Source organism: Egicoccus halophilus, from assembly GCF_004300825.1.
GTDB lineage: Bacteria > Actinomycetota > Nitriliruptoria > Nitriliruptorales > Nitriliruptoraceae > Egicoccus > Egicoccus halophilus.
The window spans coordinates 3722472-3737636 of record NZ_CP036250.1 but is presented as its reverse complement, the minus strand read 5'-3'; the positions used below and the strand labels follow the sequence as shown (position 1 = coordinate 3737636).

Here is a 15165-nt window from a genome sequence, read left to right as displayed (position 1 = left end):
CCACCGGCCAGCGCAGGGGCCGGCCTGGCACGCTGGACAGCATGACCGAGGAACCGAGCGTGCCGACGGCCGCCACCACTGACGTCCGGTCGTGGCGCGGGCCCGAGCGGCCGGGCGGACCGGACGTCGAGGCCGTGCTGCTCCCGGCCGTGCTGGTGGTCGGCATCGGTGCGGCGTTGGTGGCCACCGGGATCGCGCCGCTGTCGGCGGTCGCGGTCGGTGCCGCGTTGGGCCTGGGGACGCCGGGTCCGGCGCTGCGCCGGTTGGTCGGCGCCGCGCTGGGCGGGGGCGCGACGTTGCTGGTGCTGGCGGCGCTGGGCTGGCTCTCGCCCCCGGCCGTCGTCCCGGCGCTGCTGATCCTGGCGGTGCTCAGCGGGGGCGCCCTGCTCGGCCCGGTGACCTCCGAGGGGTGGGTCGCGGGCTGGACGGTGCCGCTCGGTGGCGTGGTGGTGCTGGTGCTCACCGACGGCCGGTCCCCCGACCTGCCGTCGGTGTTGTCGGCCGCGGCGGTCGTACTGGGTGGGGCGGGCCCGGCGGTGCTGGGCGAGGCCGTGGTCGCGGGGCGCGACGCCCCGGTGCGGGGGACGGGTCGTCCCGGCGCATCGCCCGACGACGACGCGACGGACGGCGCGTGATGCGGCGGACGCGGGCGGCGTTCGCCACGATCCCGCTGGCCGCGGTCCTGCTGGCGTCGGCAGCAGGCCCCGGGGTGCTGGCAACCGAGCCGATCGAGCGGCAGGTGCTGCGGACGGTGGAGGTGGAGCTCAACGAGATGGGCACGCCGCAGCGGGCCACGGCCCACACCCGCCGGGAGGGCGTCGGGGCGCCGGGTGGGGTCGACGACCGCACGGTCGACCTCCCGACCGACGAGCTGCCGCTGACCGTCGAGGTCCGCTACGTGGCCGACGGTGCCCCGCTGACGGCCGCCGACCTGCGCAGTCACCGCGGGCCCGTGAGCATGTACGTGCGCTTGCGCAATCTCACCGCCGCGCCGCGCGAGATCGTCTATGCCAGCGTCGACGGTGAGCAGCGCGAGACGCTGGACGTGGTCGTCCCGCTGCACGCCGAGGTGTCGGTCACCCTCGATCCGGCCTGGACCCGGGTGCACGCGTCGGGTGCGCGGCGCAGCGCGGCGCTCGGCGGCGGCACCGAGGTGACGTGGAGTGCGTCGCTGTTCCCGCCGTTCGGGACGCAGCGCGCCGACCTGCGTGTCGACGCCGAACTCGACGGGGGTCCGCCGCCGGTGCTCGCGGTCGAGGCCACGCCGGTGTCGTCGGCCGAGGCGGCCGTCCTCGACGCGGCCGGAGCGCTGCTCACCGAGCGGGCGACCCTCGACGCCGTCGCGGCCGTGCTCGCGTCGGCGCTCGTGGACGCCGTGACCGGCATCGCCGGTGGCGCGCAGGAGTTCGCCGGAGGTCTCGACACGCTGGCCGAGGAGTTCGCCCAGGCGGCGGACGGGTTCGACGACCTCGCCCCGCAGGCGGCGATCGACCAGGCGCTGGCCGGCCTCGCCGACGAGATCGACCCGCAGGCACTGCTCGACGACGCGGTGGATCTCGAGACGCTGTTCGACGACGCCTTCGACACCGACGCGTTGCTCGCCGGGCTCGACCTGCAGGACCTGCTCGGCGACCCCGACCTCGGTGCGGACCTGCCCGACCCGGCGACCCTGCTCGACGACGTCCTCGCGGACGTCGTCGGCCGACTCGACGCGGCGGACCTCGAGGCCCTGCTGGCCGGGGTGGCCGGCGACGCTCTGGACGGGGCGCTCGAGGACGTCGACCTCGCCGCGCTGGCGCAGGGCCTGCTCGACGAGGTCGGCGAGGTGCCGCTCGCGACCCTCTTCGACGATCTGGACCTCGTCCTGTTGCTGCGCCAGCTCCTGGAGGTCGACGACCTCGCGTTCGATCTGGCCACGTTGGCGACGTTGCTGCTCGACGAGCTCGACGTCGACCTGCCCGACGTCGAGCTCGACGTCGACCGGCTGGTGACCGAGCTCACCGGGTTGCTGGCCGTCGTCGACTCCCTCGTGGCGCACGTCGACGCGCTCGAACCGCCGCCCGCGCACGCACCGGTCGTCGACCGTGCGGCCCTCGCGGCCCTCGCCGGAGAACTCGCCACCGCGCTGCACGAACTCGCGGGGGAGCTGGCCGACCCCGACCTGCCGTGGCAGCTGCTGACCGACGCGTTGGACGCCGCTCGTGGACACCTCGACCATGCGCTGGCCACCGCGCGTGCCGCCCGCGAGCACCTGCCGGAGGAGCACGCCGACGGGCTCGACGGGGTCGTCGCCGCGATCGAGCGCGCACTGGTCTCCCTCGACGACGCCGAGGAGGTGCGTGAGCAGGTCGCCGACGCGGTCGCCGTCCACCTGGTGAAGGCCGCGCGAGTCGTCGGCGAGGTGGCCGAGCGCACCGGCGGGCTGTCCGAACGACTCGCCGACCCGGCGGCCCTGCCGGCCCTGCCCGACCCCGACGAGCTCCGCGCCGGCCTGTCCGAGCTCCGCGCCGGAGTGGCCGTCCTGGCCGAGGAGTTGGCCGCGTTCGCCGAGCAGGTCGACGGACGCGCGCCGCTCGAGGACCTGCTGCTGGCGGCGCTACGCGGCCGGACCGTGGACCTCGCTCCGGTGGCGGCGCGCGTGGAGACCGCCCTCGCCGACGCGCTCGCGGGCGTGCAGGTGGGCGACCTGGGCCTGAGCGCGCTGGGCCCGGCCGAGCTGGGCCTGGCCGAGTTGGGCCTGGCCGACCTGCTCGACCGGCTCGACCTCGACCTCGACCTCGCCGCGCTGCTCGGGGGACTGCCCACGCCGGACCTCGAGGCCCTGCTCGACACGCTCGACCTCGACGACCTCGCGGCGCTCGACGCGCTCGCCCTGCCGGACCTCGACGCGCTGCTCGAGGATCTCGACCTCGACCTGGAGGGCCTGCTGGACGAGGCGGCGCCCGACCCGGCCGAGCTGCTCGAGGCCGTGGAGCTGCCCGACGGCGCAGGGCTGCTCGACGCCGTCGACCTCGACGCCGACGCGTTCCTCGACGACCTCGGCTTCGACGAGCTCGAGGAGCTCACCGACGGTTTCGACCAGGCCCTGGCCGGGATCGGTGAGCTCGCCGACGGCGCCGACGCGCTGGTGGACGGCCTCGAACAGGTGGCCGACGAGGGGCTCGCGCAGCTGGTCGACCAGCTCGACGACGACAACGTCGAGGCCCAGCGCGACCTCGCCGTGCTCGACGCCCTCGACGAGCGGGCGGACGAGGCGTCGTTGCTGGCGGCCGACGGGGACGAGGACGGGGACCTGCGGTTCGTGTTCGCCACCGCGCCGGCCACGCCGGTCACCGCCCCGGCCCTCGCGGTCGCGCTGCTGGGACTGGCCACGCTCGGGGCCGAGCTCGCCCGACGCCGTCGGCTGACCGACTGAGTAGCGACGTGCCCGCTCCGTGCGACGGCGCGCACGGCCGTGGTCCGTGCGAGGGCGCCCGCACGGGCGTGGTCAGGTCGCGGTCGACGGTCCGGCGTCGGTCAGCTCGCGGTCGACGGAGAGGACCAGCGGGGGAACGCACTGGGTGTCGAGCACGACCCAGGTGCCCTCGACGGCGTCGTCGGGGAGCTCGTCGGCGCCCAGGTGCAACGGCGTACGTCCGGGGCCGACGAGCAGCACGGCGCGGCCGTCGGCCAGCGTCTCGACCAGGGCCCGGTCCGGCCCGATCCCGGTGGGTTCGGCGGCTGGCATCGTCAGTCCCCGTCCCCGCCGAACAGCTCGTCGGCGTCCTCGGCGACCGCCTCGCGTTCCTCGGTCGTGCCGGCGGCGGGAGCGTCGCCCCCGGCGTCGCGTTCGCTGCGCTCGAGCTCCTGCTGCGGAAGGTCCTGTTCCGGCGGCGCCGGTTCGTGCTCGCGACCTTCGGGGCGGCGGGCATCGCTCATGCGACGGACTCCTCGTGCAGGGTGCGGTGCGGGGGGGAGGCGCGGGACGACGCACCGGAGAGCGGGCAGCAGCGACGTCCGTCCAGGGACACTCTTCCGTGCCGCGGGTCCGCTCGTCACCGGCGCGTACGGTCGGACGGACGACCTCCGGATCAGCTCCGACCGACCGGATGCGGATGCAGGGCCGCCCGCACGGCGGCCGGGAGCGTGTCACCGGCGGGAGCGGCGTCGGACAGCGGCACCGGCCGGCCGAGCAGGTAGCCCTGGACGGCGTGGGCGCCCAGTTCCTGCAAGGCCAGCAGCTCGTCGATGCGCTCCACCCCCTCGGCGACGAGCACCGTGCCGGTCTCGTCGGCGAAGTCGACCAGGCAGCGCGCCAGCGCGCGACGCATCGGGTCGGCGTCGACGTCCCGGGTCAGGCTCCGGTCGAGCTTGATCAGGTCCGGTTCCAGCCGCACGATGTGACGCAGGGTCGAGAACCCCGCCCCTGCATCGTCGATCGCGATACGGCACCCGCCGGCCCGCAGCCCCTCCAGCGCTTCGCGCAGCCGGCCGTAGTCCTCGACCACGTCGTGCTCGGTCACCTCGACGATGAGCCGCGGATGGTCCTCGACCAGGGCGGCGAACCGGTCGTCGACCACCGTGTCGGGGGAGACGTTGACCGACACCTCGATCGGTGCGGCGAGCCCGGCGGCCGTGGCCAGGGCACGCGCGGTGACCGACAGTTCCAACTCGACGCGCAGGCCGAGTCGCCCGGCGCCGGCCAGGACCCGGTCGGGCGGTGCCGCGGGATCGAAGTCGAACCGGACGAGCGCCTCGAGCGCGACGACCTCACCGGTCGTCAGCGACCAGATCGGCTGGAAGACGGGGGAGAACCGCTGCGCGCCGAGGATGTCGACGAGACGGTCACGACCGAGCGACGGTACGGCCGCCGCCGACGGGGCGGTCGGGCGCAACTCCTCCCCGAACTGCTCCTCGAGGCGGCCCTCGTGGTGATGCAGCAGTCGCAACAGGCGCCGGTCGTCGGCCAGCAGACCGACGGCCGGGACCGCGAACTGGGCGATGCGCAACACCGCCCACGACCACCACGCGGCCTCGGGCAGTCGGCTGCTGCCCATCGCCACGGCCAGGTCGAGGACCATCAACAGCAGCCCCACGCCGATCCACAGTTCGGTCCGGCTCGCGCGGGCGCCCGTCCGCCACAGCCAGCCGGCCAGGGCAGCGACCTGTGCCAGCAACAGCCCGGCCAGCAGCCCCGGCACCAGCGGGGTGACCGATCCTGCCGGGTCGACCAGGCGCGGCAGGTCCAGCGGTGCGGGCGCACGGACGGCGACCACGAGCGCGAGGGCGAAGCCGGCCGCGACGCCCCACCGCCAACGTGCACGTCGGGGGACGACCAGGGCGCCGGCGACGAAGACGGGCATCGCCGCCTGGGAGAGCAGGTAGAGGCCGACGGCCCCGTCGATCGGGGTCACCACGGGACCCCGGACGGCCGCAGCGACCGCGATGCCCTGGGCGAGCACGAGCCCGCCGGTCACCAGGAAGCCGGCCGAGAGCCACCGGTGGGCGTCGTTGGCGACGATGCGGGCGCGACCGGCGAGCAGGTGGGCGAGCAGCAGGGCGGCGACGACCGCGAGCGTGTAGACGACGGGGACGGCCAACAGGCTCGTCGTGGCGCCGGACTCGAGCCGGAGCCAGGCGGCCAGGTGCGCGACGAGCGCGACCGTGGCGGCGAGTGCGACGGCGCGCGTGGAGGCGCGCTGGTCGGCCGCCGTCTCCAGCACGGACGGCGACCGGCTCGGCAGCGCCGGGCCGGTCGGCGTCCGTCGATCGTCGTCCGAGCCGGTCGTGGTCCGTCTCCCGCGTTGCGGACGCTGGGAGACTAGTCCGTCCGGGCCGGACCGAAAACCGGGCGGTGCCGGGACGAACGCCCGGGCTCAGGGAACGCGTCGGACCCCACCGCGCGTCAGGCCGCGTCGCGGTCCACGTGGGGTTCCTCGACGGGCACCACGTGTCCGTCCGCCCGGCGACGCCCCATCCGCGCCCGCACCGCCGTCCCGGCGTCCCGGATGCGGCGAAGCACGATCGTTCGCAGGCGTGACGCCCAGCGGTAGTGTCGCCCGAGTACCGCCAGTCCGGCGACGACGGTGACCAGTCCCGGCCCCGGAGTCGCCAGCATCACCAGGCCGGCGACCAGCAAGAGATGGCCCAGGACCGTGTCGGCCACGAGGCGCGTGCCGGAGAGCAGGGTGCGCTTCACGGGCGGGAGCCTACGCGCTCCCGTCGTCGAGCGCCGGGATCCGGCCCTGCTGCCGCTCCGCTGCAGCCACGCGACGGTCGGCCGCCGGCCCTCACACCCAGCCGTCGAACCACCAACGGGCCCGGATGGCGTCGTCGGGCAGCGGGATGCCGTACCAGACGGGGGCGAAGTAGACGAACAGGGCGGCGGCCGCCAGCATCACGACGGCGAGCAGCACCGATCCCGTCCGACCACCACGCGGCGGGCCGTCGGGTGCGGGCCGGTCGAGCCGGTCGGCGACCAGGGCGATGCCGATCGCCAGGTAGGGCACCAGCGGCGCGGCGTAGAAGGCGAACACCGGTCGCGCCACGACCAGCCACGGCAGGTACTGCGCCGCGAGGAACGCCGCGGGGACACTCGCCCGCCGGTCGTGGCGGATCGCGGCGACCACCAGCAGCGGCAGCGCCGGCAGGAACCCCCACCACAACGCCAGGTTGCCCAGCGCGATCACCTCCGAGGTCCGGCCCGGTGGGCCGGTGCAGCGCTCGCCGTCGCCGTCGCGCCCGTCGGGACCGCAGGCCTCGTAGTGGTAGACGACGGGTCGCTGTTGCAGCGGCCAGGTCGCGGCGGTGGCCCGGTAGGGATGATCGGCGTCGAGGTGCAGGTGGAAGTCGGCGACCTGCCGGTGGTGGTCCACGAGCCCCGACAGGCGGTCCGCGAGCGTGATGTCGCCGGCCGCCCGCGCCTCGGCCGCGGCCGGGGTGCGTTCGAATCCCACCAGCCACGGAGTCCAGGACAGCGCGTACACCAGCAGCGGCACCAGGCCGAGGAAGACCGTCACGGTGGCCAGCGACCGGCGTGCGGCCGCGCCCCGCACCCGGCCCCGGCGGCGCGCGCGGGCGTGCTCCCAGATGGCGAGCAGCACCCCGGCGGCGAGCAGGGCCAGCGCTCCGGACCACTTGACCGCGACCGCGGCGCCGAACGCCGCACCGGCGGCCACCAGCCACCACCGTGGTCCCGCACGGTCGGGGGGAGCGTCGCCGTCGGTGGGAGCGTCGCCGTCGGTGGGAGCGTCGCCGTCGGTGGGAGCGTCGCTGGGCCCGCCGCTGCGGGCGTCGGCGCGGTCGCGGTCGACGAGCAGGAGCCAGGTCCCGAGCACGACCAACAGCACGAGATGGACGTCGAGCATGGCCGTGCGGGCCTGGACCAGCAGCACGCCGTCGAGCAGCACGAGCAGACCGGCGACCCCGCCGAGCGCGTCCCGGCCGGTCAGCCGCCGCACGACCAGTGCCACCAGCGCGGCGGTCGCCGCCCCTGCCAGAGCGCCGGCGACCCGCCAGCCGGCCGGGTGGTCGCCGGCCACCGCCATCCCGGCGGCGATCGCCCACTTGCCCAGCGGTGGATGGACCGCGAAGCCGTGTTCCACGCCGGTCGCGAGCATCGACCGGGCGTCGGTGACGTAGTAGACCTCGTCGAAGACGATCGTGGCCGGCTGCCCGAGTCCGACGAGCAGCAGGACGGTGCCGGCCAGCAGGACCGCCGTCGGGACCAGCCAGGGCGGTCGCACACGTCGCATCGTCGGCAGGGTAGGCGAGGGGGTCGGGGTCGTGCCGCCTACGCTCCTCGGGCCGGCCGCGACGCGCGTGGGCGGCGGCGGAGGTCTGGCGTGAGTGGCACGCTCGTGGTCGTGGCGACCCCGATCGGCAACCTCGGCGACCTCTCGCCGCGGGCGGCCGAGGCGCTGTGCTCCGCCGACCTGGTGCTCGCCGAGGACACCCGCCGCACCGGCCGCCTGCTGCAGCACGTCGGCAGCGGCGCGCCGCAGCGCTCGCTGCACGAGCACAACGAGCGCGAGCGGATCGGTGACGTGCTCGAGCAGTTGCGGGCCGGCGCGCGCATCGCCCTGGTGTCCGACGCGGGCACCCCGACGGTGTCCGACCCCGGCTACCGGCTGCTGGCCGCGTGTGCCGAGGCGGAGCTGGCCATCGAGGTGGTCCCCGGTCCTTCCGCGGCCCTCGCCGCGCTGGTCCTGGCCGCCCTGCCCACCGATCGGGTCGCCTTCGAGGGCTTCCTGCCCCGCAAGGGAGCGGCCCGGCGGGGTCGCCTCGCCGAGTTGACGGGTGAGCCGCGCACGATGGTGCTGTTCGTCTCCCCCCACCGGGCGGCCGCCGACCTCGCCGACCTCGCCGGTGCGCTCGGTCCGCAGCGTCCCGCCGCGCTGACCCGCGAGCTGACCAAGTTGCACGAGCAGGTCGTTCGCGCCCCGCTGGGAGTGCTCGCCGAGCGGGTCGCCGACGACGGGGTGCGTGGAGAGGTGACGCTGGTCGTCGCCGGGGCGCCGGCGTCGGTGCCCGAGCCGGTCGGCGAGGACGCCCTGGTCGCCCGGGTGCAGGCGCTGCTGGCCACGGGCATGGCCAAGAAGGCCGCCATCGCCGAGGTGGCCACCTCGGCGGGGGTGCCGAAGAAGGTCGTCTACCAGGCCGTCGTCGACGCCGGGTCCTGACCCGGTCGGTCACCTGCCGCCGTGTCGACCTCGCCCATCCGCGTCGGCCCGCGCCGCGCGGCCCGCGCGCCCACGACGGGTCGGGTGACGGATGGGCCGCCGAATCGCCCTGGCTGAACGCCGACTGAAGTCCCGGGCCGTACGGTGGTGGTACCGGACGGCGATGGGGTCGCCGATCCGATGCAACCTCCCGCGGCAGTTCGGCGTCGAGTGCGGGTGGAGCCGGTGCCGGCCCTCGACGACAGGTCGCGGCGAGCACCGTACGACCAGGTCCACGAGCCACGGCCGGCGTGGGGGAAGGGGAGGCGACGTGCTCGCGATGGTGCGCACCGCGACCGAACGCGACTCGTTCGCGGCGGTCTTCAACGCCCATCACCGACAGGCCGTCCGGCTCGCCTACCTGCTGACCAGCGATCCCCACCAGGCGGAGGACATCGTCGCCGATGCCTTCACCAAGGTGTACGTCCGCTGGCAGAAGGGCGAGGTCCGCGATGTCGGTGCCTACCTGCGACGGGCGGTGGCCAACGAGGCCAACTCGAAGTTGCGGCGGCGCTACCTCGAGCGCCGCGAGGCGGCCAAGCGCTCGGGCGACGACCGGGGCGTGCGGCTCGTGGACGACGTCGCCGCGGACCACGACGTGGTGTGGCAGGCGATCCAGCGGCTGCCCGACCGGCAGCGGCAGGCGGTCGTGCTGCGCTACTACGAGGACCTCACCGAGGCCGAGACCGCCGAGATCCTCGGCTGCTCGGTCGGCACGGTGAAGTCCCAGGTCTCGCGCGGCCTGGCACGGATGCAGGAGCTGTTGTCCGCATCCGGACTGGCCGCGTCGACCGAGGGAGGTGTCAGCTGATGGATCGCGTCGAAGAGTTGATCCGCGAGAGCCTGCAGACCCGCGCCCTGGACGTCGAACCGACGCCCGCGCTCTGGCGTGAGGTCGACCGGCGCGTGGTCGCCCGCAGGCGCTACCAGGTGTTGACCTGGTCGCTGGCAGGCGCCGCCGCCGCCCTCGCCGGGATCCTGGTCGTGCCCCTGGTCGCCGACCAGGTGGGAGGCACCGGTCCCGACCTCGAGATCCCCCCGCTGGCGCCGGTGCCCGTCGCCGGTGCGGTGCCCGACACCTACGTGGTGGACGTCGACGGGCAGCTGGAGCTGCGTGACCTGCGCAGTGGGGATCCGATCCCCGTGGAAGCGCTGGAGGCGATGGGCGCCACCGAGGCGCCGGCTCGCGAGCTCGAGGTGCGACCCGGCTCGACGCGCGACGACTACGCCGTGCTGGCGGTCCGGGGCGGGGTCGGCGACGGCGCCTCGCGGGTCGAGCTGCTCGACGGCGGCGACCCGGCCGGCGGGACCGAGGGCGTCCGCCGCGGAGCGTCGGTGGCCACGGCGCTCGCGCCCGGCGCCGAGGACGAACCGTCCTTCCTCACCAGTGTGGTGTGGGCCCCCGACCAGGACGCCGCGATCGTCACCGCTCCTGCGACCGGCGACGACGGCACCGTCCTGCGCTGGTGGGACACGCCGAGCGCCGAGGACCTGCAGGGTGAGGGGGACTGGCCGGAGGCCGGCCCGATCGTGCTCGATCGCGATGTCGAGCTGCTGGACTGGGTCGGGGCGACCAGCGTGCGTGGGGACGAGAGCGTCCTGGTGTTGCGCGATGCTCAGGGGCGGTTGGTCGCCCAGACCATCGAGGTGCAGGGCGACGGCACCCTCGCGCCGGGCGAGACCCGGGAGCTGCCCTCGGGCACGGACGTCGCGAGCTCGCACGCCGTCCCCGGCACGCTGGCCGCAGCGGAGTACACCCTGGCCCGCTCCGGGGACACCTGGGAACTCGCCTGGTCCGCCGACGGCGACCGTCACACGACCACGACCCTGCCCGACGGCCTCGGCACCGATGGCGAGCCGTGGCTCGACGCCAAGCAGGACGCGGCGCTGGTCGGCAACGGGTCGGCGACGTGGCTGGTCGCGCACGACGGCGACGGCGAGTTCCTCGCACCGGTCGAGCTCGGCACCGGTGGCCGCGCTGCACTGTTCGACCGTTCGCGACCCGGCGCCGCGCCGACGACGGACGAGCCGGACCCCGCGCCGCCGACCTCCACGACGACCGAGCCGGTGCCGGGCGACACGTCCGATCCGCGAACGTCGGCCGCCGCACCCGCGACCGACGACGCGGCACCTTCCCCGTCCCCGCTACCCGCGCCCGCCCTGCCGGCTCCGCTCGTCACGGTCGGCGTGACCGACCTGGTGCTGCACGGCCCCGACGGCGAGCAGGTGCTCACCTCGCTGCCCGCCGAGGGCGAGTCGAGCTTCCTGTCGGTCGCCGTCCGGCCCGGCTCGTCACCCGACGAGCTGACCGTCGTCGCCCTGCACCTCGCGGAGGGGATGCAGGACCTGCGCACCTACCGCCTGGTCGACGGGGAGCTGTCGGTCGACTACTGGCCGCAGCAGTACCAGGTCGGCTTCGGGGGCGAGGCCGGCGACGCCGTCGCCGCCTACGGCCCGGTGTGGCACCCGTCGGGCGACAAGCTGGCCTGGGTGGAGACCGGAACCTCCGGCACGCCGGTGCTGCGCGTCGTCGGCTGGACCGAGGCCGGGGTGGGGACGGGCGACACCGCCGACGACCACGCCTCGTTCTCGCTCGACGAGCTCGTCGGGATGGAGCCCGAGCCGGTCGACTGGGTCGACCTCGGTGAGGGACGTACCGAGATCCGCGCGGTGACCGGTGACGGGGCGAGTTCGTGGATCACGCTCCCGATCGAGATCCAGGGCGACGACGCCGCGGCACGGTCGGGACGGCCCGAGTTCCACAGCCTGGCCTCCGGCGGGCAGGGCGCGGTCGGCGGCCTCGCCGGCTCCTCGGCCGACGGGCCGCGCTGGGTGCTCCAGGACGGTGCGGTGCGGTCGCTCGTCGACCGCAGTGTCGTCGTGCCGCTGCCGCCGGCGTTCTTCGCGGCCGAGGGCATCCCCGACCCGTGGATGCGCGCACTCGGTGACGGCGTGCTCGTGGGCATGTCGAACACCGGGACGGCCTACCACGTCACCGGCGACGGTGAGATCTCGCGGGTGGGTGGCGACGGGATCCTGGACGGCGACGTCATCCGGTGAACCCCGCGAGTTCCCCGTCCGGACGGCCCGTTCGGCCGGTCCCGTCGGCGCTCGTCCCGGTCGTTCGCGGGAGCGGACTGGTACCGTCGTCGTACGGCCCGTCACCATGGCGGGCCGTGCGCGTGCCCGCCGCCGGCCGTCCGGGGAGTCGCCGGCCGCCCGGTCACGCCGCGTCGTCCTGACCTCGCCGGAGGCTGCCCTCTCGTGCCGTACGTCGACACCCATTGCCACCTCGACCACCACGAGGGCCTGTCACCCGCCGAGCAGGTCGAACGGGCCCGCGCGGCCGGTGTGCGCACCATGATCACCGTGGGCACCGACATGGCGTCGTCCACCCAGGCGGTGCGCACCGCGGCCCGGTTCGACGGCGTGTGGGCGGCCGTCGGGGTGCACCCCAACGACGCGATGGAGGCCACCCCACCGGTGCTCGACGTGATCGACCGACTCGCGCAGGACGAGCGGGTGGTCGCGGTGGGCGAGACGGGTATGGACTACTACCGCGAGTACACGACGCCGGCGCAGCAGGAGGCCAGCTTCCGGGCACAGATCCAGATCGCCCGCGAGCGCGACCGGGCCCTGGTCATCCACTGCCGCGAGGCGTGGGACGACTGTCTCGACGTCCTCGAGGACGAGGGCGCACCCGAGCGGGTGGTGATGCACTGCTTCAGTGGCGATCTCGCGGTCACCAAGCGCTGCGCCGACCGGGGATGGTTCCTGTCGTTCGCCGGCAACCTGACGTTCCGCAATGCCCAGGAACTGCGGGACGCGGCCGCCGCGGCGCCCCTCGAACTGCTGCTCACCGAGACCGACTCGCCGTTCCTGACCCCCCACCCGCACCGCGGCAAGCCCAACGATCCGTCCTACGTTCCGTACACGCTGCGCACACTGGCCGAAGTCCAGTTGCGGCCGGTCGACGAGGTCGAGGCGGCGGTCGAGCGCAACGCCGTCCGGGCCTTCGCGCTGCCGGTCGACGCAGGCGAACACCCCCGCTGACCTGCAGCGGGGCAGTCCTCGCGCGCATTCCGCACGGCGGCGCGGCGATGGTTCAGCATGGCCGCTCCCGGCCGACCGTGCTTCCACAACCTGTCCGGACGGCCACGGCCGGACACGGCCCCCTGTCCTACCGTCCGCCCCCATGTCTTGGCGAACCCCCCTCTCTGCCATGTCGCGGCGTGCCCGCATGGCAGCATCCCTCACCCTCGTCGGTGCTCTCGCGCTGCCACTGATCGGCTGGTCCGACGCCGTGGTCGTCGCGGTCGACGGCGAGGTCCACGACGTGCGGACCTCCGCCGGCACGGTGGCCGACGTCCTCGACGAACTCGAGGTCGAGGTCGGCCCCGAGGACCTCGTCGTGCCGGCACCGGCCACCGAGGTCACCGACGGGCTCGAGATCGAGATCGCACGGGCGATCACCGTCGACGTGGTCGTCGACGACCGCGTGCACGAGGTCGTCGCGCCCGTCGAGTCGGTCGCCGACGCGCTCGCAGCCGCCGAGCTGACGCACGTGCGGCAGGAGGGCGCTCGGGTCGTGCCCGGCCCGGCCGCGCGACTCGCCGACGGTGCGGTCGTGCACGTCACCCTCCCCAAGCCGGTGGAGGTCGTGGTCGACGGGACGACCCACGAAGCCGACACGCTGCTCGGCACGGTCTACGGCGTCCTGTCGGAGCTCGAGGTGGAGGTCGGTGAGGACGACCGGGTCACGCCGGCGTTGACGAGCTCCATCGACGGTCCGACCGAGATCGTCGTCGAGCGGGTCGAGACCGTCGAGGACACCGTCGAGGTCGTGCTCGAGGCGGGGGAGCGGCGCCGCGAGGACGCCGACCTGCCGCGCGGCACCACCCGGGTCGCCCAGCAGCCCCAGGACGGGCTGCGGGTCGACACCTACGCGGTGACGACCGTGGACGGCGAGGAGTCCGAGCGCGAACTCGTCGAGCAGGAGGTCGTTCGCGAGCCCCGCGACCGCGTCGTGGTCGTCGGCACCAAGGCGCCGGCCCCCGCCCCCCGGGCGGCGTCGTCGAGCGGGTCGTCGTCGAAGTCGTCGTCGGGCGGGTCGTCGAACTCGTCGTCGAGCGGGTCGTCGTCGAAGTCGTCGTCGAACTCGTCGTCGAGCTCCGCTTCGTCGAGCACGTCGTCGTCGAGCTCCTCGTCGTCCTCGTCGTCCTCGTCGTCCTCGTCGTCGGACGGGGTCTGGGACCGGCTCGCGCGCTGTGAGGCCGGCGGCAACTGGTCGCACAGCGGCGGGCGGTACCACGGTGGCCTGCAGTTCCACCCCGACACCTGGACGCGTCACAAGCCGTCCGGGTACCCGACCTACGCCTACCAGGCCTCGCGGGAGCAGCAGATCGCGGTCGGCGAACGGGTGCGGCAGTCGCAGGGTTGGGGCGCCTGGCCGGCCTGCTCGCGCAAGCTCGGCCTGCGCTGACGACCGCCTATCGTGGACGGGCGCGGCACACCAGCCGCGCCCGTCGACGTGTCCGAGGTGCGAGGACGTCCCATCGGTGAGCTGCTGACACCCCGCGAGGTCCGCCGCTTGCTCGCCGAGCGCGGATTGGCCCCACGCAAGGCGGCCGGGCAGAACTTCGTCGTCGACCCGAACACCGTGCGGCGGATCGTCGACGCCGCCGGGTTGCGGGCCGACGACGTGGTGCTCGAGATCGGGCCCGGCCTCGGGTCGCTGACGCTCGGTCTGGCTGGCGCGGTCCGACGGGTCGTGGCGGTCGAGATCGACGCCGGCCTGGTCGGCGCGTTGGCCGAGGTGCTCGACGGACGCGAGGACGTGACGGTCGTCCATGCCGACGCGTTGCGCGTGCGGCTCGGCGACCTGGTCGACGGCGGCCCGGTCCGGCTGGTGGCGAACCTGCCCTACAACGTCGCGACCCCGCTGGTGATGCACGCGCTGGAGGACCCGGCGGTGCACGACCTGTTCGTCATGGTGCAGCGCGAGGTCGGTGAGCGATGGGCGGCGGCGCCGGGGGATCCGCTCTACGCCGGGGTGAGCTGCAAGCTGGGCACCGTCGCCCGGGCGCAGGTGGCGCTCGCCGTCCCGCGCGCCGTCTTCCACCCGGTGCCCAACGTCGACAGCGTGATGGTCCGCATCGTCCGCCGCGACGACGCGCCACGGGGACCCGAGCGCGAGCGTCGCTTCCGGCTGATCGAGGCCGCGTTCCGACAGCGGCGCAAGACCCTGCGCAACAACCTGCGTGCGCTGGCCGAGGTGACCGTGCTCGAGCGGGCGGCCGGACGTGCCGACATCGACCTCACGGCGCGAGCGGAGCGGCTCTCGCCCGCCGACGTCGCACGGCTCGACGCGGCCCTCGCCGACGCCGGCGTGGTGATCTGAACCTCCGACGGGGTGTCGTGCCGGTCGTCCGGGTCGTGCGGTCGCCCCACGCCGGGAGGGTCGGAA

The 15165-nt window shown here is 74.9% G+C and carries 13 protein-coding genes; 8 read left to right on the top strand and 5 right to left on the bottom strand.

Annotated features, from left to right (window positions below; all coding sequences use genetic code 11):
• Positions 1–41 precede the first annotated feature (41 nt).
• Entirely contained in the window at positions 42–635 is a 594-nt protein-coding gene (locus ELR47_RS17015; RefSeq protein WP_130650968.1) for a hypothetical protein, read from the top strand.
• Positions 632–3415: a hypothetical protein gene (locus ELR47_RS17010; protein ID WP_130650967.1), complete on the top strand. Its 2784-nt coding sequence runs from the start codon at positions 632–634 to the stop codon at positions 3413–3415. Before ELR47_RS17015 ends, ELR47_RS17010 begins: the two co-directional genes overlap by 4 nt.
• 72 nt (positions 3416–3487) lie before the next feature.
• Here the strand turns inward: ELR47_RS17010 and ELR47_RS17005 are convergent, their stop codons facing one another.
• The 5 genes from ELR47_RS17005 to ELR47_RS16985 form a co-directional block, all read right to left on the bottom strand.
• Complete coding sequence (locus tag ELR47_RS17005; RefSeq protein WP_130650966.1) at positions 3488–3727, bottom strand: hypothetical protein; 240 nt, start codon at positions 3725–3727, stop codon at positions 3488–3490.
• A 2-nt stretch (positions 3728–3729) separates the two neighbouring features.
• Complete coding sequence (locus tag ELR47_RS17000) at positions 3730–3918, bottom strand: hypothetical protein (RefSeq protein WP_130650965.1); 189 nt, start codon at positions 3916–3918, stop codon at positions 3730–3732.
• A 152-nt stretch (positions 3919–4070) separates the two neighbouring features.
• Complete coding sequence (locus ELR47_RS16995; RefSeq protein WP_130650964.1) at positions 4071–5702, bottom strand: EAL domain-containing protein; 1632 nt, start codon at positions 5700–5702, stop codon at positions 4071–4073.
• A gap of 182 nt (positions 5703–5884) precedes the next feature.
• Entirely contained in the window at positions 5885–6178 is a 294-nt protein-coding gene (locus tag ELR47_RS16990) for a PGPGW domain-containing protein (protein WP_130650963.1), read from the bottom strand.
• Between the two features lie 91 nt (positions 6179–6269).
• Positions 6270–7724, bottom strand: a complete 1455-nt coding sequence (locus ELR47_RS16985; protein WP_130650962.1) for a phospholipid carrier-dependent glycosyltransferase — start codon at positions 7722–7724, stop codon at positions 6270–6272.
• Between the two features lie 99 nt (positions 7725–7823).
• On the opposite strand from ELR47_RS16985, the gene rsmI reads away from it, so the two are divergent.
• From rsmI to rsmA, 6 genes are all read left to right on the top strand, one after another.
• Positions 7824–8660, top strand: a complete 837-nt coding sequence (gene rsmI, locus ELR47_RS16980) for a 16S rRNA (cytidine(1402)-2'-O)-methyltransferase (protein WP_130650961.1) — start codon at positions 7824–7826, stop codon at positions 8658–8660.
• A gap of 319 nt (positions 8661–8979) precedes the next feature.
• Positions 8980–9510 carry a SigE family RNA polymerase sigma factor gene (locus ELR47_RS16975; protein ID WP_130650960.1) on the top strand — a complete coding sequence of 177 codons (531 nt, stop codon included), beginning with the start codon at positions 8980–8982 and terminating at the stop codon, positions 9508–9510.
• Positions 9510–11759, top strand: a complete 2250-nt coding sequence (locus ELR47_RS16970) for a hypothetical protein (RefSeq protein WP_130650959.1) — start codon at positions 9510–9512, stop codon at positions 11757–11759. The genes ELR47_RS16975 and ELR47_RS16970 overlap by 1 nt, the downstream gene beginning before the upstream one ends.
• Before the next feature lie 204 nt (positions 11760–11963).
• Entirely contained in the window at positions 11964–12752 is a 789-nt protein-coding gene (locus ELR47_RS16965; RefSeq protein ID WP_130650958.1) for a TatD family hydrolase, read from the top strand.
• 187 nt (positions 12753–12939) lie between these two features.
• Positions 12940–14181 carry a resuscitation-promoting factor gene (locus ELR47_RS16960; RefSeq protein ID WP_165404165.1) on the top strand — a complete coding sequence of 414 codons (1242 nt, stop codon included), beginning with the start codon at positions 12940–12942 and terminating at the stop codon, positions 14179–14181.
• A gap of 48 nt (positions 14182–14229) precedes the next feature.
• A complete protein-coding gene (gene rsmA, locus ELR47_RS16955) occupies positions 14230–15099 on the top strand; it encodes a 16S rRNA (adenine(1518)-N(6)/adenine(1519)-N(6))-dimethyltransferase RsmA (RefSeq protein ID WP_370469407.1) in 870 nt (289 codons plus the stop codon).
• Positions 15100–15165: the final 66 nt, after the last annotated feature.